The 18,665-nt window shown below is 68.6% G+C and carries 14 protein-coding genes and 1 pseudogene; 13 read left to right on the plus strand and 2 right to left on the minus strand.

The window, feature by feature from the left end:
* Positions 1-21 precede the first annotated feature (21 nt).
* Complete coding sequence (locus NYZ98_RS05755) at positions 22-1,341, minus strand: UDP-glucose dehydrogenase family protein (RefSeq protein WP_262841438.1); 1,320 nt, start codon at positions 1,339-1,341, stop codon at positions 22-24.
* Between the two features lie 175 nt (positions 1,342-1,516).
* Here NYZ98_RS05755 and NYZ98_RS05760 point away from each other — a divergent pair, with 175 nt between their 5' ends.
* Together NYZ98_RS05760 and NYZ98_RS05765 are read left to right on the plus strand one after the other, a co-directional pair.
* A complete protein-coding gene (locus tag NYZ98_RS05760; protein ID WP_262841439.1) occupies positions 1,517-2,680 on the plus strand; it encodes an acyl-CoA dehydrogenase family protein in 1,164 nt (387 codons plus the stop codon).
* Between the two features lie 95 nt (positions 2,681-2,775).
* A complete protein-coding gene (locus NYZ98_RS05765; protein WP_262841440.1) occupies positions 2,776-4,827 on the plus strand; it encodes a hypothetical protein in 2,052 nt (683 codons plus the stop codon).
* Positions 4,828-4,992: 165 nt separating this feature from the next.
* Here the strand turns inward: NYZ98_RS05765 and NYZ98_RS05770 are convergent, their stop codons facing one another.
* Complete coding sequence (locus NYZ98_RS05770; protein ID WP_262841441.1) at positions 4,993-5,457, minus strand: hypothetical protein; 465 nt, start codon at positions 5,455-5,457, stop codon at positions 4,993-4,995.
* 272 nt (positions 5,458-5,729) lie between these two features.
* Here NYZ98_RS05770 and NYZ98_RS05775 point away from each other — a divergent pair, with 272 nt between their 5' ends.
* The 11 genes and pseudogenes from NYZ98_RS05775 (at position 5,730) to NYZ98_RS05825 (ending at position 17,707) form a co-directional block, all read left to right on the plus strand.
* The gene (locus tag NYZ98_RS05775; protein ID WP_262841444.1) at positions 5,730-6,455 is read left to right on the plus strand and encodes an NUDIX hydrolase; all 726 of its coding nucleotides are present in this window, start codon (positions 5,730-5,732) and stop codon (positions 6,453-6,455) included.
* A 4-nt stretch (positions 6,456-6,459) separates the two neighbouring features.
* Positions 6,460-7,626 carry a 5'-methylthioadenosine/S-adenosylhomocysteine nucleosidase family protein gene (locus NYZ98_RS05780; protein ID WP_262841447.1) on the plus strand — a complete coding sequence of 389 codons (1,167 nt, stop codon included), beginning with the start codon at positions 6,460-6,462 and terminating at the stop codon, positions 7,624-7,626.
* 20 nt (positions 7,627-7,646) lie between these two features.
* Positions 7,647-9,626, plus strand: a complete 1,980-nt coding sequence (locus NYZ98_RS05785; protein WP_262841449.1) for a hypothetical protein — start codon at positions 7,647-7,649, stop codon at positions 9,624-9,626.
* Between the two features lie 121 nt (positions 9,627-9,747).
* Positions 9,748-10,584: a hypothetical protein gene (locus NYZ98_RS05790; RefSeq protein ID WP_262841450.1), complete on the plus strand. Its 837-nt coding sequence runs from the start codon at positions 9,748-9,750 to the stop codon at positions 10,582-10,584.
* Positions 10,585-10,713: 129 nt separating this feature from the next.
* Positions 10,714-11,427, plus strand: a complete 714-nt coding sequence (cseB, locus tag NYZ98_RS05795; RefSeq protein WP_262841451.1) for a two-component system response regulator CseB — start codon at positions 10,714-10,716, stop codon at positions 11,425-11,427.
* A gap of 9 nt (positions 11,428-11,436) precedes the next feature.
* Positions 11,437-12,750: a sensor histidine kinase gene (locus NYZ98_RS05800; RefSeq protein WP_262841452.1), complete on the plus strand. Its 1,314-nt coding sequence runs from the start codon at positions 11,437-11,439 to the stop codon at positions 12,748-12,750.
* 232 nt (positions 12,751-12,982) lie between these two features.
* Positions 12,983-13,492 (plus strand): hypothetical protein, encoded by a 510-nt coding sequence (locus NYZ98_RS05805; protein ID WP_262841453.1) that lies wholly within the window; start codon positions 12,983-12,985, stop codon positions 13,490-13,492.
* Positions 13,493-13,785: 293 nt separating this feature from the next.
* On the plus strand, positions 13,786-14,772 hold the full coding sequence (locus NYZ98_RS05810) for a peptidoglycan-binding protein (protein WP_262841454.1): 987 nt from the start codon (positions 13,786-13,788) through the stop codon (positions 14,770-14,772).
* A pseudogene (locus NYZ98_RS05815) lies at positions 14,769-15,326 on the plus strand (ABC transporter ATP-binding protein); the annotation flags it as partial. The gene NYZ98_RS05810 and the pseudogene NYZ98_RS05815, both read left to right, overlap by 4 nt.
* A 161-nt stretch (positions 15,327-15,487) precedes the next feature.
* On the plus strand, positions 15,488-16,714 hold the full coding sequence (locus tag NYZ98_RS05820) for an ABC transporter permease (protein WP_262841456.1): 1,227 nt from the start codon (positions 15,488-15,490) through the stop codon (positions 16,712-16,714).
* 351 nt (positions 16,715-17,065) lie between these two features.
* Positions 17,066-17,707: a M15 family metallopeptidase gene (locus tag NYZ98_RS05825; protein WP_262841457.1), complete on the plus strand. Its 642-nt coding sequence runs from the start codon at positions 17,066-17,068 to the stop codon at positions 17,705-17,707.
* The last annotated feature ends 958 nt before the right edge of the window (positions 17,708-18,665 follow it).

An 18,665-nucleotide genomic window follows, 5' to 3' on the forward strand; every position in this document is an offset into this window, starting at 1 on the left:
CCCGGCCGGGGGTGCCGCAGGTCAGGGGCGGCCGAGCGCCCGGTAGTGCCAGCCGGACGCGCGCCAGGTCTCGGCGTCCAGGGCGTTGCGCCCGTCCACGATTTTGCGGGCGGCCACGACGTCGCCGAGCCGCTCGGGGTCCAGGTCGATGAACTCCTGCCACTCGGTCAGCAGCAGCACGACGTGCGCGCCCCGGGCCGCGTCCAGCGCCGAGGAGCCGAACCCGAGCGTCGGATGCGCCTTGCGCGCGTTGCCGAGCGCCACCGGGTCGTACACCGTGACCTTGCCGCCCTGCTCACGGATCTTCACCGCCACGTCCAGCGCGGGGGAGTCGCGGATGTCGTCGGAGTTGGGCTTGAACGCCGCCCCGAGCACCCCGACCGTGCAGCCGCGGAACGACCCGCCGGCCAGCTCGCGGGCCAGGTCCACCATGCGGGCCCGGCGGCGCATGTTGATGGCGTCCACCTCGCGCAGGAACGTCAGCGCCTGGTCGGCGCCCAGCTCGCCGGCCCGTGCCATGAACGCCCGGATGTCCTTGGGAAGGCAGCCGCCGCCGAAGCCCAGGCCGGGGTTGAGGAACCGGCCGCCGATGCGCTCGTCGAACGACAGCGCGAGGGACAGGTCCTTGACGTCGGCGTGCGCCGCCTCGCAGACCTCGGCCATGGCGTTGATGAAGGAGATCTTGGTGGCCAGGAAGGCGTTGGCGGCCACCTTGACCAGCTCGGCGGTCGGATAGTCCGTGATGATCAGAGGGGTGCCCTCCGCCAGCATGGACTCGTACACCTCCCGCATCACCTTCTCGGCCTTGTCCGAGACCACGCCGAGCACGATGCGGTCGGGGTGCATGGTGTCGCGTACGGCGAAGCCCTCGCGCAGGAACTCGGGGTTCCAGGCCAGCTCCACCTGGTCCCCGGCGGGGGCGAGCCGGGTCAGCTTGTCGGCCAGCCGCTGCGCGGTGCCCACCGGAACGGTCGACTTGCCGATCACGAGGCATTCGCGGGTGAGGTACGGCGCGAGCGACTCCACGACGGCGTCCAGGTAGGACACGTCGGCGGCGTACTCGCCCTTCTTCTGCGGCGTCCCCACGCAGACGAAGTGCACGTCGCCGAACTCGGCGGCCTCCTCGTAGGAGGTCGTGAAGCGTAGCCGCCCCGACTCCAGCCCGCGCTGGAGCAGTTCCTCGAGCCCGGGCTCGTGGATGGGCAGCTCACCGGCCTGCAGCCGGGCCACCTTCGCCGGGTCCACGTCCAGCCCCAGCACCTCGAAGCCCAGCGCGGCCATGCACGCCGCGTGCGTGGCACCCAAGTATCCGGTCCCCAGGACCGTCAGGCGATAGGACACGAGCGCGCTCCTTCCATGTTCGGCTGTCGACCTCATCTTTACCGTTAGGTTGCCGAGGCATGTTACCGGGCCCCCTACCTCCGGCAACAGTACAAATGGGACATTTCGCCTGAGGGGTAGCTGTCATATACCCCTGCTTCGGCCCTCGTATTGTTGGACGTCCTACTATTTGTCTATGAGCTTCCCTCTGTACGCGCTCGCTGAAGAGCACGAGATGCTGCGCGAGACCGTGCGGGCCCTCTCCGACGAGAAGATCGCACCGCACGCCGCCGCCGTCGACGAGACCGCCGAGTTCCCCTGGGAGGCGTACAAGGCGCTCGTCGCCGCGGACCTGCATGCGGTGCACGTTCCAGAGCAGTATGGCGGTGCCGGCGCCGACGCGCTCGCCACGGTGATCGTCATCGAGGAGGTCGCGCGCGCCTGCGCCTCGTCCTCGCTGATCCCGGCCGTCAACAAGCTCGGCACGGTCCCGCTGCTGCTGTCGGCCTCCGAGGAGCTCAAGCAGCGCTACCTGGGGCCCGTGGCACGCGGGGAGGGCATGTTCTCGTACGCCCTGTCCGAGCCCGAGGCCGGTTCCGACGCCGCCGCGATGAAGACGCGCGCCGTACGCGACGGGGACCACTACGTGCTCAACGGCACCAAGATGTGGATCACCAACGCGGGCGTGTCGGAGTTCTACACCGTCATGGCGGTCACCGAGCCGGGCGTCGGGGCCCGGGGCATCTCGGCGTTCGTCGTCGAGAAGTCCGACGAGGGCGTCGGCTTCGGCGCCAAGGAGAAGAAGCTCGGGATCAAGGGATCGCCCACCCGCCAGGTCATCCTGGAGAACGTGCGGATCCCCGCCGACCGGATGATCGGCGAGGAGGGCACCGGCTTCAAGACCGCCCTGGCCACCCTCGACCACACCCGCATCACCATCGCCGCCCAGGCCCTCGGCATCGCCCAGGGCGCGCTCGACTACGCCATCGGCTACGTCAAGGAGCGCAAGCAGTTCGGCAAGCCGATCGCCGAGTTCCAGGGCCTCCAGTTCATGATCGCCGACATGGCCATGAAGCTGGAGGCGGCCCGCCAGCTCACCTACGCGGCGGCGGCCAAGTCCGAACTCGCCATGCACGGCGAGAAGGTCGCCGACCTGACCTTCTTCTCCAGCGCCGCCAAGTGCGCCGCATCCGACGCCGCCATGGACATCACCACCGACGCCGTCCAACTCCTCGGCGGCTACGGCTACACCCGCGACTACCCCGTAGAACGCATGATGCGCGACGCCAAAATCACCCAAATCTACGAGGGCACCAACCAGATCCAGCGCATGGTCATGGCCCGCCAACTCCTGAAGTAGCCCGTGAACCCGTGACGGTTCACCCCCGATGGCCGTAACCACACCCTTCTCGAGCACGATGTCCTATGAGGAACGTCGCGTCGTCGGGAGGTCGTTTGGAGCTCGAAGATCTGTCTGAGGCGGAGCGCCGAGTGCTTGAGGCGTTTCCGGGCGGCCGGGAGGTGAGCTTCATGACCGGCCGTGCCGAGGAGGATCTTCCTATGGACGGTGGCGGCTGGGGACCCGGACGGACGGTGCGCGCCAGCGTGATCGCCGCCCTGCTTCTCGGGGACGACGCCCCCGTCGCCCACCGAATCCCGGCTCTGCGCGTCTCTGGTGTGCGTGTCTCCGGACGTTTGGAGCTCGCCTACTCCACGGTGCGGCATTCGGCCCGGTTCTCCCACTGCTACTTCGAACAGGAACCGAGTCTCTACTGGGCGCGCTGTACCCAGCTCAACTTCCGTGGGTCCTACCTGCCCGGGTTGAGCTGCTCCAACGCTCAGATCGAGGGGCATCTACGTTTAGAGCAGTGCGTGATGACCGGACCGCTGCGGTTGCGGGGCGCGCACATCGTCGGCGGACTGATGCTCACCGGCGCTCAGCTCACCGGGCCGCGCGGTGTCGCGTTGTACGGCGAACGCCTGCACGTGGGTCGCGATCTGTCCGCCGGTGACGGCTTCACAGCGGCGGGCGAGGTGCGTCTCCTCAACGCCACGGTCGAGGGAACCACCTATCTGGACGGTGCACGCATCACCTGCCGGAGGAAAGCCGCACTCGTACTGGACTCCATGGTCGCCGAAGGCGGTCTCTACTGCCGGGGAGCCCGGATCGTCGGCCAGGTCTCCGCCCGCCACGCCAGGTTCACCGGCCCGGTCATCCTCTCGGGGAGCCGGCTGAGCAACCCCGGCGAGCGAGCATTGCGTGCCACCCGGCTCACCGCCGACGGTGGGATGCACCTCGACTACGGGTTCACCGCCGAAGGGGCCATACGGCTCACGCGATCTCGGGTCGGCCGCCAGTTGAGCTTCGACAAGGCCGTTCTGATCCATCCCGAAGGCGAAGCCCTGCAGGCGGAGGACCTCGTCGTCGACGGCACCCTCACGTGCAAAGGGCTGGGCGCTCGCGGGACGCTCTACCTGTCCCAGGCGCACATCACCGGATCGGCCAACTTCAGCGGGGCGACGCTGTCGGCCCCGCATGGCGTCGCGTTGCATGCGCATGGCATGACGGTCGACGGCACCCTTGCGTGTGAGGGCGGATTTCACGCCGAGGGCAAGATCGACCTCAGGGACGCCAGGATCGGTAAGGGCCTCGACATGACGGGTGCCCACGTCAGCAACCCTGGTGGGGTCGCCCTCGACGCCAGCGGAGTCGCCGTTGGCGGGGGAATGTCATGCGATCGAGGGTTCACCGCAGAGGGCGAAACCGTACTTGTCGGTGCCCGGATCGGCCGTCACCTTCACTTTTCCGGGGCGAAGCTCTCCGCACCCGGGGCAAGGGCCTTATGGGCGTGGCAACTGGAGGCGCGAGAGGTCTTCCTGAGGCCGCGGGCCCCCATCGAGGGCATCGTCGATCTTCGCCATGCTCGCATAGGCGTCCTTCGGGATGACCCGGAGACGTGGTCCCCCCTCCGGCAGGACGGCCTCAGTTACGAGGCCCTCGATCCGGGGCTGCCCGCGGCAAGGCGGCTGCCGTGGCTCTCTGCCGATCCCGATGGATATCTGCCCCAGCCGTACGAGCAATTGGCCGCGACGTATCGCCGTCTCGGCAATGACACCGACGCCCGCACCGTTCTCCTGGCCAAGCACAGGCGGAGACGCCTGACACTCCCTCTCTACGCCCGTTTCTGGGGGTTTCTTCAGGACTGGACCGTCGGGTATGGTTACCGCCCCGCTCGAGCTGGATTCTGGCTGATGGCACTGCTTCTTCTTGGTACTGCGGCCTTCGCCATGCACGAGCCGCCACGCGTGGAAGCCGGCAAGGGACCCGCGTTCAACGCCGCCATGTACACGCTCGATCTCCTCCTCCCGCTCATCGACTTCGGCCAAGAGAAGGCATTCCAGCCGGCCGGCGGCGGACAGTGGGGCGCCTACGGTCTCATCGTGGCCGGCTGGATCCTCGCCACCACGATCGCCGCTGGAATAACCCGCGCCCTCTCCCGCCAATGAAACGGTCGGCGGAGACACTCCGGCCGACCACGATGTCTGGAACCGCGGCCCTGAATTCTTCCACGGTGAACACTTCGACCGCCTGGCGCCATTGGATCTCCAGACTTGGCTGGCCTGATTTCCAGCGGGTGCTCGCGGATGTCAGTGAGCGATTGCCCCTCGAAGCTACGGATCAGAAGACGGTGGGGTGATGTTCGTTGTCCTGCGGCTCCAGATTTCGGTGCAGCGGGGGAGGTCGGTGATGTCGCCGCCTTCGGGGATCATGCCCCAGAGGAAGGGGATGAGGTGACGGGGCGGCTCGTTCAGGAGGAGGGGTAGGTCGGCTTCGGTGATGGTCAGGTTGAACGCCGAGCCTGGTTGGCCGGGGTTCCAGCCCTGTTCGACGGCTCGGCGGACGCAGCCGGCGACGATGACGGGGCGGATCGGGAGGGTCCGATCACCGAAATCGTTGTCCGGGCGCGGGAAAGGGAGCGACACCACCAGCAGTTGTCCCGGCTCCTCCGCGAACTCGACGGAGAAGGTGAGGGGACCCCGGCCGTTCCTCTGGTGCCGGGTCGCCTTACGTCGGACCTGCCAGCGGAAGTCGGCGCCGTCGACGGTGATGGGCCGCGAGCCCTTCTTGGGCATCACCACGGGCACCTCCGAGCTTCTACCGACCGCCGTTCCGTGGGAGTGCCGGAACCAGCGAGGAGCGACGCGGGACGACCGTCAGCGTAATCCCTGTCATAGGGCATGATCGAACTTATTTCACAGCTGGCGAGATCCCGGCGCCAGAGAGCACTCGCATCAACACGGACATCAACCAGATCCGGCTTTTCAGGCGATTCCAGGCCACCTTGGGATTAAACGCCTTACCTTCCAGCTAGTTCCTGTCAAACTGACAAAAATCTACTCTTAGCTGCATGACCGACGACCCATGGGTGCCGCCTGTAGTGCTGCTCGCCGTCGATCTGGTGATCTTGACGTTGCGTGAGTCACGGTTGCACGTGTTGCTCGTTGAGCGAGGCATCGATCCGTACAAAGGCTCCCTCGCCCTGCCCGGCGGGTTCCTGCAGCACGACGGGGAGGACATCACGGCAGCGGCCCACCGGGAGCTGTCGGAGGAGGCCGACCTGGACGTCGAGGCTCTCAGCCTGGAGCAGTTCGGCGTGTATGGCGAACCGGGCCGCGACCCCCGTGGCCGAGTGGTATCAGTTGCATACCTGGCCATCGCGCCTCGTCTCCCCGAGCCGAGCGCTGGAACAGACGCGGCCGATGCCGGATGGCAGTCGGCTGACAGCGTACTCCTCGGCGATCTTGAGCTCGCTTTCGATCACCGGCGCATCATCGCGGACGGCGTAGAACGCGCCCGCGTCAAGCTTGAGCACTCCGCCCTCGCGACGGCGTTCTGCGGACCGACGTTCACGATCACCGATCTGCAGGACGTGTACGAGGCGGTCTGGGGGATCTCTCTCGACCCCCGGAACTTCTATCGCAAGGTCCAGAAGACCGAAGGGTTCATCGTCCCGGCAGGGACGGCCCGTAAAGCGGCGACCGGACGACCAGCCCGACTGTTCCGGTCCGGTCCATGCACGGTCCTTCGTCCGCCGATGACTCGGCCCGCCGAGGCGGCGAGCGTAAAGGAGTAGAAGGTTGAGCACCCGCCCAATCGTCATCCTCACCGCGTTAAACCTGGAGTACCAGGCGATCCGGAAGAAACTGGTCGACCCGGAGCTGCACCGACATCAGCACGGAACCCGTTTCGAGGTCGGCCGTATCTCGAACGGCCGCAGCCGAGTCGCTCTGGCTCATGTCGGCACGGGTAATCAGTCGGCGGCCGTACTGGCCGAGCGTGCCATCGCCGAGTTCACCCCGGCCGCACTGCTCTTCGTGGGCGTGGCCGGTGCCCTGCACTCCCACATCGCGCTCGGGGACGTCGTGGTGGCGACGCGCGTCTACGCCTATCACGGGGGGACGAGCGAGGACGACGGGCTCAAGAGCCGCCCTTGCAGCTGGGAGACCTCGCACGCCGCCGATCAGATCGCGCGGCACATCGGCCGGACCGGGGCATGGGCGCACGGCCTGCCGGATCGTAGCCCAGCCCCTCAGGTGCATTTCGGCCCGATCGCCGCTGGCGAAGTGGTTCTGAACTCCAAGGTGTCCGGGCACGCCCAGTGGATCCGGCAGACCTACAACGATGCGTGCGCGATTGAGATGGAGGGCGCCGGCGTGGCACAGGCCGGGCACCTGAACGGGGCTCTGCCGGTGATCGTCATACGGGGCATCAGCGATCTGACCGACGGGACGAAGGAGACCACTGACCGCGCCCGTTGGCAGGAGCGGGCCGTTGCCAACGCCGCGGAATTCGCCGCGGCACTGGCCGAGGAGATCGGCAAAGAGGACAAAGACGGTGGCTGGCTGGCGGCCAAGAGTACGACGAGGGGATCAACGATGGAGAAGCACCCGGTGACGTACAACATCGCACGCGATGGCTCCCGGGTGGGAGTCCAGGCCGGCACCGTGTACGGCGGCATCCGGCTCGGCTTCGACCCGAGTCCGCCGACGGACCTGGCAGGGGCGCTGGCCGGGTTCCGCACCCGGCTCAAGCGCGCGCAGGCGGACGGCCGCCTAGACGAGGAGACATACGCGGCGGCGGAGGTGGAACTGACCGTGGCCGACGAGGCCCTGCGGGCGAAGACTCCGCAGAGTAAGGGGAGGCTGACGCTGGCGCTCAAGAAGCTGCGCGGACTGATCAGCGATGTCGCCGATCTCGCCGCGGAGCTGGCGACTATCATCGCCTTAGCCCAGGCCCTGTCGTGATGCCCCCGGATGGCACCGGCATGAACTTCGCCGATTCCTCCAACATCGGTGTGCAGGCAGGAGTCGTGCACGGTGACGTCTACAACTACACGACGCCACCGGATCCGTCGCCGCGGGAAAGGTTCGAGACAGGGCTGCGACACGTCCAGGGAAACATGCCGAGGTTGGCCTGGCAGCTCATCAACGAGGCCGCCATCTGCGGTTACGCCACCGACCAGGCCTGCTTCTACTGGCTGGTCGCCCTGTTGAGCGGCAGAACGCGGCACGAACTGTCCGACGAGGAAACGACCTGCCTCCTGAACATGGACCGTCTTTTTCTGCTTTCCGACGACGACTCATGGACAGAGGGCGTGCGGACCATCCGCCGACTGCTGGACTCCGCCGAGAAACCCGACGCTGACATTCGCATTCTGATGAAGGAACTCGACGCACTTCTCCCGGTGCAGCAGGACATGATCGTGCGTCATCTGGAGATGTTCTTCGACGGGCCGCTCAATGACCAGATGTGGCACCATGCCGTGCGACGGGCCGACGCTGAGCGGATGGCCGGCAATCGGGAGAACCGGGTCTGGAAGTTCTTCCAGCCGACTCCGGCCCGTCCTCGGGTACGGGCACCGGAGCCTGTCACGATCCCTGGCTCCACCTGGACGCAGGCAGTAACAGGTTCGGTCGTGTTGGTCGCTGCGACCGTGCACATCGGCTCTCTGCTCGTGCAACGCGGCCGATTCGCCGAAATCCTCGCCTACCTGATGAGCATCGCCGGCGGCTATTTCGGCACCCGCGAGGGCGTGGAATGGCGCTTTCGCTCGGAGCGGCGCAGGACTAAGGACAACGATTTCGCACGAGCCCCGCAACGCGCGACCAACGCGCCACCCGGTGGCTTCGCCCGGAGAGTGGACCAGCGATTCGACTACTACTTCGCCAAGTACGTGCCGCGTGGTACGGACCGCGATGTCTGGCTGGCACGGACAGTCGGCATCCGCAAAGGCATGCGAGACGAGGTGGTGGAGGCGTACCGCGAGAAGCGGGTCGGGGTCGAGAGGATCAACTGGCTGATCCGGTACCGGGTCGGCACAGTGCGGGCCCGTTGGGAGGACGGCACGCTTTGGAACCACCGGCAGGAACTCGCCACTCCCTTGCCCACGAAGGCGACTGCGGTGCTCGGAGCACTGTTCCTAGCTGTCGGAGGGGTCTGGGCTGCGACCGGGGCGGTACAGGTCAGCGCGCTGAGTGCCATTCGATCGCTCCTCCTGCTCGTGGTGGCAGGCTGGATTGCCGCACGTGCCTGGTCACGCATCATCCTCGAACGCCGGCGACATGCCGTCGATACCTACGAATCCGATGTCATGTCCAAGGCCTTGGACGTGGCCTTCGCCCGATGGCGGCAACGGCTGGCCGACAAGCCCGAAGACGGTGAAATGGCGGCCTGGCTGGACTGCGACCGGAAAGTGTTGCTGAGCGAGGCTCTCCAGCACTACCGGCTCATCATGAGCAACGTCATCGCCCACGCCTTCATCGAGGCGCCCGGCGGCTCCACGGCGCGGGCACGGGTGCGGGGCGGCTCTTGGCGGTACAAGAAGTACCAGTTATTGATCTTCCTGCTCACCGCCGACGGGGTACGTCAGCTCACTGCCACGCTTGATTTCGAGCACAGTACCTTTCACATTGATCACCGGATGAACTACCGCTTCGAGGCGGTCACGGCCGTACGCGTTAAGCAGGCGGACAACGGTGAGCGCACCTTCGAGCTCGCCCTCATGGACGGCCAGAAGATCAATGTCAAGGTCATCGAACCGGGGACGGAGGAACTTCAGCCGGGTGAGGATCCCGGATCCGTGTCCGAGGCGACGTTGGATGCGGCAGGCCTGCATCACACTCTGCATGTCCTTGAGGGGATTGCGGCGGAGGGCAAGGAGTGGATAGCTCAGGAACACCGACGCAGCGAGGCACGCTCGAGAAGGCTCTTGTCGCTCCCGTCGGATGATGAACCCACCCCTTGATGTGGGCCCAACTCAGTGAACCGGGCGCCGTCCTCATGGTTTTCGATTGCTTGGATTTTCCGTGGAGCAGTGCGATCTTGGGGTGGCAGGGTCGGTTTTCCCCGGATGGTGAAGGAAACTCATGAAACGGGTCGTTGTTGCTTTCGTGCTGGTCGTGGGTTCCGTGGTGGGTGCCGCTCCTTCCGCGCAGGCGGTACGGGAAGCCGACCCGGTTCAGGCGTTGAAGGAGCAGTACGTCAAGGGCAGGGGTGTCAGGGTCGTGACCGCGATCAAGATGTCTGCCCAGCACCAGGTGCTCAGTTCTCGGCAGGCCGGGGTGTTCCAGTTCGACGGTCGCGGCCAGGCGGCCTCGGATTTCACCGAGCGGGTGCGTTTCCCCGAGGATTTTCTCGACTCGCTGCCCAAGGAGACACGCGACACCTACCGGTCCGAACGGTTGCCGATGAGGCTCATAAAGGTGTTGAGGACGGGTTATCTCTCTGGTGCGGTGGTCGCGGACGACCTGCCCAAGGGCAAGTCGTGGGTGCGGTACCGCTGGACGGACCTCTCTCCCAGCGGCACCCTGCTGGACATCATGGACGCGGCCACCCTCAGGACGCTCATGGACCACGCGACGTCCCGTCGCGGCGGGGTGGTGAAGGGTTCGGTCACCACCAGCCGGCTGGCCTCGGTATCCCCATCCTTCAGTGAGCAGTTCGGCCCGGCAGGGACGTCCAGGGACGGCCGGGATGGCAAGGTCACCTACACCCTCTGGCTTGACTCCAGAGGACTGGTCGAACGACTGGCGGCCCGGGCGGCCATGCCTTTCGCGGGGAAGACGCTCACGATCTCGATGGACAGCCGCTTCAGCCGTTGGGGCGGCAAGGTCTCCATTTCCGCGCCACCCAAGGAAAAGGTCATCGGCCGGGAGAAGCTCGGGAAGTCGGTTCCCGTCGAGCCGCCTGGTCTTCTGGACTGAGCTGACGTCACGCGGCCCCGCCGCGGGTTGATACACGGGTGATACGTGACTGAGGGGTGGTGGACGTTTGGTGGGGGCAGGGTGGGCGGCTGGTAGCTTTTGTGGCTTGGGCGGGTTGTTTGGGGGGGAATGTCTGGTTCGGAGGGTGGCCGGGTGACGGTGCTGCTCGTCGAGGACGACGAGGTGATCCGTAAGGCGGTCGGGCTGGTGCTGGACCGGTACGGGTATCGCGTCAGTACGGCCGGGGACGGCCTGACCGGGCTGGAGATGTTCAGGGAGCAGGGGCATGACGTGCTGCTGCTCGACGTGATGCTGCCCGGGCTGGACGGCATCGGGCTGTGCCGGAAGGTCAGGGAGTGGAGCCTGGTGCCGATCCTGATGATGTCCGCGCGCGGCGACGCCCTGGACGTGGTGTCGGGGCTGGAGGCGGGCGCCGACGACTACGTGGTCAAGCCGGTCGACACCTCCGTGCTGGTCGCCAGGATCCGTTCCCTGCTGCGCCGCGCCGCCTTCGTCCCGAACCCCGAGCCTGATCAGGAACCCGCGCCCGGAGGGCCCGCCGAACTGGTCTTCGGGGACCTCACCATCGAACCCCAGGGTCTGGAGGTCCGCCGGGCCGGCGAACCCGTCGCGCTGGCGCCCACCGAGCTGCGCCTGCTGCTGGAGTTCGCGGCCAACCCCGGGATCGTGCTGGACCGGCAGACGCTCCTGCGCGAGGTCTGGGACTACGGCTGGGACGGGGACAGCCGCGTCGTCGACCTGTGCGTGCAGCGGTTGCGCAAGAAGATCGGCCCCGACCGGATCGAGACGGTCCGCGGCTTCGGTTACAAGCTGCGGCGCTGAAAGCCGACGATGGGACACGCCGTCGCCCGGGCGGTACGCGGGCTGCTCAACTGGAGGTCACTGCGCTGGAAGATCGCCGCGCTGGTGGCCATGGCGTCCTGCGCGGTCGCGATGGCCGTCGGCGCGCTCGTCCACCAGAGCACCTTCGAGCGGTCCATGAGCCTGGGCAGGGCCCGGGCCTTCACCGAACTGCTGTACGTGGTGGACGAATACCGGCGCACGGGCGTCATGCCGGCCGAGCCGGAGTCGGAGCAGATCCCGCCCGCGCTGCTCCGGCAGGTCCAGAGCACAGGCCGGTTCGGTACCTGGTACGACGACCGGAACCCCGACATCCCCTGGATGTGGGCGGCCCGGCCGGTCGACGGCCAGGTGCCGGCCGTGCGGGTCGACATGGGCAGCGAGATGCGCGGCCTGCGCGCCCTGGACCGGCACATCGTGATCGCCTCGCTGCTCGTGCTCGCCGTCGTCGTGCCTCTCGCGGCGCTGGCCGCCGAGCTGCCCAACCGGCGGCTGAGACGGGTGGCCAGGACCGCGCGGCGGCTCGCGGACGGTGACCTGGACGCACGGAGCATGATGGGCGGCCGGCGCGGCGACGAGATCACCGAGATCTCGGCCACCGTCGACTCGATGGCCGACAGCCTGCGGGACCGGCTGCTGACCGAACAGAGCTTCACCGCCGACGTCGCCCATGAACTGCGCACCCCGCTGACGGGTCTGGTCTTCTCGATGGAGCTGCTCCCGGATGGCGAGGCCACCGACCTGGTACGTGACCGGGTGCGGGTGCTGCGGGCGCTGGTGGAGGACCTGCTGGAGATCTCCCGCCTCGACGTGGGCGGGGAACGGGCCGATCGCGCACTGGTGCCGCTGGACCGGGTCGTCGCGGAGTCCGCGGACCGGGCGGGGCTCGGGATCCGGCTGACGGTGACCGGCGATCCGGTCGCCGAGACCGATCCGCGGCGCCTGGACCGGATCATCACCAACCTGGTCGCCAACGCCTGCCGTCACGGACGGCCTCCGGTCGAGGTCACGGTGAGCGGCACGACGATCGTCGTACGCGATCACGGGCCTGGCTTCCCGGACGAGGTGCTGGCGGAGGGGCCGCAGCGGTTCCGTACCGGCGCGGCCGAACGTGGCCACGGCCACGGCCTGGGACTGACGATCGCGGCGGGCCAGGCACGGGTGATCGGCGCCACGCTCACCTTCGCCAACGCCCCGGACGGCGGCGCGATGGCCACTCTTTGTCTGCCGCCGCTGCCGCCGCTGCCGCCGCTGCCGCCGCTGCCGCCGCTGCCGCCGACGGCCGGTATCGCTGGGGAGTCCTGAGGCCTATTTCACACCGGGCGGGTCGCTTCGCCAGGGCGGGCGGTCGGCTTTTCGAGGGCTGATACATGGCTGATGCGTGAGCGAGTGGCCCTGGATACGTGGCCGCGGGGGTGTGGAGGTTCGCGTCGCGCATCGTGGCTGACGTGCGCGGATGTCCGCGTACCGACCCTGGTCCCTCCGGTTCGCCGGGCGGGTCGTCTCGGGGTCGTCACAGCCGTCGAAAGAGATCATCATGCGCAGTACACGTCACTTTTCTCGGGTCGGGCTCGCGGCCGTCGCCTGCCTCGCGGGCCTGCTGGCCGGTTGCGGCACGGGTGGCACGGGCGGGGCGAGCGGATCGGGTGGCGGGCCGGGTGAACCGGTGTCCGCGTCCGGTTCCGCCGGTACGGCCGATCAGCGGTACACCGAATGGGAGCTGAAGTTCCGGTCGTGCCTGGGGGACAAGGGCTTCGAGCTGCCGAAGGAGCCCGGGAAGATCGACTTCGGCGATCGGCAGGACGCGTACAAGGTGGCCGAGGAAGGTTGCCTCAAGAAGATCGGCAAGCCGCCGGCGGCGTCCGACGGCCGGCCCGGCGAGTCCGCGGCGGAGGCCAAGGAAGCGGCGGAGAAGACGCTCAAGAGCCTCCAGTGCCTCCGTGACCTGGGGTACGACGTCGCCGACCCCGAGAACGGGCAGCCCGCCCGCATCGAGGCACCCGAAGGCGCCTCGCAGGAGGACATGGACAAGTGCTTCAGCCGATGACGTCCGAGCGGCCGGCCGAGCAGTCGTCAGGGACGGGGTCGGGGATACCGGCCGAGCAGTCGTCCATGAAGCATTCGGGGGAGTCGTCTGAGCAGCCGTCCGCCAATCTCTCGGGGCGTTCGTCCGAGCGTTCGTCTGAGCGGTCGGTCGAGCAGTCGTTCGCGGAGCTTTCGGGAGAGGCGTCCGGGCCGCCGTTTCGAGGGACGGGGGACGAGCACGCGTCACGGGGGTACGGCCGGATCTGGCCGGCGGTTGTGGCCGTTGTCGTCGGTGCGGCCGTGAGCTTGGTGGTCGTGAGATCCGTGGGCGCCGACGCTGGGGAGATCACGCCGAAGCGCGTGGCGAACACCGCTCCCGTGGAACGGAAGACGCTCAAGGAGGCCGTTACCGCGCCCGGCTCGCTGGCCTACGCCGGGGCACGGCCGCTCGACGCGGGCCGGGCCGGTACCGTCACCCGCCTGCCGGCAGAGGGCCGGAAGGTGCGGCTCGGCGGGGCGCTGTACTGGATCGACGACCGGCCGGTGGTGCTGCTGCGCGGCCGGGTCCCGGTGTGGCGGGCGTTCAAGAGTGGCATGGGCGACGGGCCGGACGTCCGGCAGTTGGAGCGGAGCCTCCGTGCTCTCGGACACTTCACCGGGACCCCCGACGCCCACTTCGACTGGTACACAACGGCCGCGATCCTGCGTTGGCAGCGCGCCATCGGCGTGCGGCGGACCGGGTCGATCGAGCGCGGGCGGATCGTCTTCGCCCCAGGGGACGTGCGCGTCGCACGGACCGTGGCGCGCCTTGGGGACCAGGTCACGGCGGGTACCACTGTCATCGAACTGTCGGGACTCGACAAGATCGTCACCGCCGAGCTCAAGCCGGCGAACCAGGCCGTCGCCAAGGCGCGCGGCAAGGTGACCATCAACCTGCCCGGCGGCAAGGAGACGACCGGGACGGTCTCCAAGGTCGGCGCTCCCCGCCAACGCGTGGACAACGGCGAGAAGACGATCGTCGTCCCGGTGACCGTGGCCCTCGACCATCCCGCCGTCGCCGGTCCCCTCCAGCAGGTCTCGGTGTCGGTCGACTTTCCCACCGCGAGCCGCGAGGACGTCCTGACCGTGCCGGTCGCCGCTCTCATCGCCCTGCCGGGCGACGGGTACGGCGTCGAGGTGGTCCGCGACGCGGCGACCACGCGGACGGTCACGGTGCGGACCGGGTTGTTCGCCGGCGGCTTCGTCGAAGTGAGCGGCGCGGGCCTGGCCGAGGGGCAGGAAGTGGTGGTCCCGACACTATGAGCGATCACGTCATTGAACCCGGCGGAGTCGTCTGTGATCCGGTCATCGAGCTCGACCAGGTTGTCCGCGATCACGGCAGCCCGCCCGTGCGGGCGGTCGATCACGTGTCGTTGTCGGTCGGCCGGGGTGAGTTCGTCGCCATCGTCGGCCCGAGCGGGTCGGGGAAATCGACCCTGCTCAACATCATCGGCACGCTCGACCGCCCGACCGGCGGGCGGACGATCATCGACGGCCACGACGTGGGCGCGATGAGCGACGCCGCCCTTTCGGCGCTGCGCGCGTACCGGATCGGGTTCGTCTTCCAGCGGTTCCATCTCGCGGACGGGGTCAGCGCGGTCGGCAACGTCGCGGACGGCCTGCTCTACACGGGTACCCCTCGCGCCGAGCGGCTGCGGCGGGCGGTGGCGAGCCTCACGCGGGTGGGCCTGGCGCACCGGCTCGGCCACCGGCCCCACCAGCTTTCCGGCGGTGAGCGGCAGCGTGTCGCCATCGCCCGGGCCACGGTGTCCGATCCGGCGCTGCTCCTGGCGGACGAACCGACCGGCAACCTCGACCAGCGTTCCGGCGCGGGCCTGATGGACCTGCTCCACGAGCTCAACGCCGCCGGCACCACGATCGTGATGATCACGCACGACGTGGCGCTCGCGCGGCAGGCACCCAGGCGGATCACCATCCGCGACGGCCGCGTCGTCGGCGACGACCGTGGAGCACCGGCATGAGACGCGATGACAACGGGAACGCGGGCACGGGGAGGGGCGGGGTGCGGCGGTCGCGGCTGTTGCGGGCGGACGTTTACCGTCTGGGCGTGTCGGGGCTGAGGTCACGCCCCGCCCGGGTCGTCCTCTCAGCGCTCGGCATCGCCATCGGCATCGCGGCGATGATCGCCGTCGTGGGCATCTCCACGTCGAGCCGCGCCAGGCTCGACGACCAGCTCGCGTCGCTGGGCACCAACCTGCTGACCGTCCAGCAGGGCACGTCGATCACCGGCCAGGACACCACCCTCCCGGCCGGATCCACCGGCAAGATCGGCCTGATCCACGGTGTCTCGGCGGCCGGGGCGGTCGCCACGCTTCCGGACGTCAAGGTGTACCGGAGCCGGCTCATCGACCCGAACCGCTCCGGCGGCATCGTCGTCCAGGCCGCAGGACTCCGGCTTCTCGGTCTCCTCGACGGCACGCTGCGCCGGGGGACCTGGCTGACCACGGCGACCGCGAACTACCCCACCGTCGTCCTCGGCGCCATCGCCGCCGACCGGCTCGGCATCGTGACCCCGGGGAGCCAGGTCTGGCTCGGCGGCGCCCGCTTCACGGTCATCGGGATACTCGACGCCCTGCCACTCGCCCCGGAAATGGACACCTCCGCGCTCATCGGCGAAGCGACCGCCGCCGGGCGCTTCGACTGGGACGGCAAACCGACCACGATCTACGAGCGCTCCGCCGACGCGGACGTGGAGACGGTACGCGGGCTCCTGCCGCGCACGGTGAACCCGGAGGATCCCGGGAACGTGAGCGTGTCGCGGCCCTCCGACGCGCTGGCGGCGAAGAACGCGGCGGACCTCGCGTTCACCGGCCTCTCGGTCGGACTTGGCTCGGTCGCGCTGCTCGTCGGAGGCATCGGCGTCGCCAACACGATGGTGATCTCCGTGCTCGAACGGCGCAGGGAGATCGGGCTGCGGCGTGCCCTCGGCGCCACCCGGGGGCACATCCGGACCCAGTTCCTCGCGGAGGCCCTCCTGCTGTCCGCGCTCGGCGGACTGGCCGGGGCGGTCCTCGGGTTCGGGGTCATCGCGGCGTTCGCCGGGACGAACGGCTGGCCCATCTCGGTGCCCCCTGTCGTGTTCGCGGGCGGCATCGGCGTGACCGTGCTGATCGGCGCGGTCGCCGGCCTGTATCCGGCGATCCGGGCATCGAGAACGTCTCCCGTGGCCGCTCTCGACGGCTGATCGCGGTGGCAGGGCTGGTCACGCGGCGCCGTCGCCGATTGCGGTGGCAGGGCTGGTCACGCGCCGCCGTCGATCGCGGCGGCAGGTAGAGCGGGCCGCCGCCGCTGACCGCGATGACAGGACAGGGCGCGCCGCCGCCGCGAGTGTCCACACCCACCGATCCGCTCTGGTTCCTAACCACCGATCTGCCTGGGTTCCCGGACCCGCTCGCCTGGGTTCCCGGACCCGCTCGCCTGGGTTCCCGTACCTGCCGATCCGCCCGGATTCCCGACCACCGATCCGACGAGGATCCCGCACCCGCCGGCTGACCAAGAACCGCACCCGATTTCGGCCCTGGAAAGGAAATCGCTCATGTACGAGAAGCCCGGTGTACCGCCCACCTTCATCCACCGGCGGTCCGCCGACGGACGAGGGAGGTGGACCAGGCGCCTGCTCGTCGCCGTCATGGCGATCGCCGTCGCGGCAGGGCTCTGTTCGGCGGCGTTCGCCCTCAGTGCCCGGTGGACGGACCCCGTCGCCTCCGGTTGGTGGGGCACCACTGGTCACACCGTCGGGGTCGGGGACGGGGTCGTGCCGGACGGCGGGCGTCTGTCCCCCCGCGACACCGGGCTGCCCGCCATCGCCAACCTGGATCCGAAGCTCCTGCGCGCCGTACGGAAGGCGGCGGACGACGCGTCCCGCGACGGCATCGGGATCTATCTGACGTCGGGGTGGCGGAGCAAGGCGTACCAGCAGCGGTTGCTCGACGAGGCGATCGTCAAGTACGGCAGCGAGCGGGAGGCCCGCCGCTACGTCGACACCCCCGAGCGGTCGCACCACGTCACCGGTCAGGCGGTGGACATCGGCCCGACCGACGCCGACGACTGGCTCGCCCGGCACGGAACCGCTTACGGCCTGTGCCAGACCTACGCCAACGAGATGTGGCACTTCGAACTCACCATCACCCCCGGCGGCACCTGCCCCACCCCCCTTACTGACGCGACCGACGGCTAGTGAGGCGTCCACAAGCGGCAGTGGCATGCCCGCCGCACAACGCGCAGGAGCGGCCGTAACCCCATCCCGCCTTGCGCGTACCCAACACCGGGCACCCAGCCGTGTGGTCCTCGCCTTCGGCTCGGGCGTTTTCCTTGGGCCTGGCGGCGTGCCTTGGCCTTCAGTACGGGTTCGCCGGTCGACCGCCGCTCGGGGCGCCGGTTTCGCCGTATTGCGTCCCGCCGTGTCGGCGCCGGTTTGTACGAGCCGGGGGCCGGTGGGTGGTCCGGGGGCCGGTGGTCGGAGGGCCGGTGTGTGCTGTGGGGGCCGTGCTCGTGGTTGGGGGTGTTGGGTGGCGAGTGTTGGGTGGGCAGGACTCGGTTCCCACGACACTGCTTGCGGGGTGGGCCAATTGCACCCGGCGTCTTTCTTCACCCCTCTCCCGGAGGACACGTCTCAAGGGTCCGAAGAGTTCTCAGCGGACGGTGATCGGTCAGCCGCCGTACTGGGCGCCGGTATCGCCGTACCCCGTCCCGCCGCGTCTGCTCCGACTGGCTCCAAGACGGGGGTGGGGTGATTGGGGGACGGGGACGGCTACGGGGGGTGGCAGCTGGGGGCCGTCTCCTGGCCGGGGTGGCGAGGGGGTTGGTTCACAAGTCCTGAGGGGGCCGGTTCCGCTCGTGGTTGGGGGTGTTGAGTGGCGAGTGTTGGGTGGGCAGGACTCGGTTCCCACGACACTGCTTGCGGGGTGGGCCAATTGAACCCGGTGCCTTTTCTCGCCCTTCGCCCGGAGGACACGTCCCCAACGGTTCGAAGAGTTCTCGGCGGACGATGGCCGGTCGGCCGTCGTACTGGGCGCCGATTTCGCCGTCCCCCGTCCCGCCGCGTCGGCGCCAATCCTGACCACCAAGGCGGGAGTGGGGTGAGCTGGGCACGGGAGAGGAGGGTGCGAGGCGAAGTAGAGGGGTAGGTGCGGGGG

Source organism: Sphaerisporangium corydalis, from assembly GCF_025506355.1.
Taxonomy (GTDB): domain Bacteria; phylum Actinomycetota; class Actinomycetes; order Streptosporangiales; family Streptosporangiaceae; genus Sphaerisporangium; species Sphaerisporangium corydalis.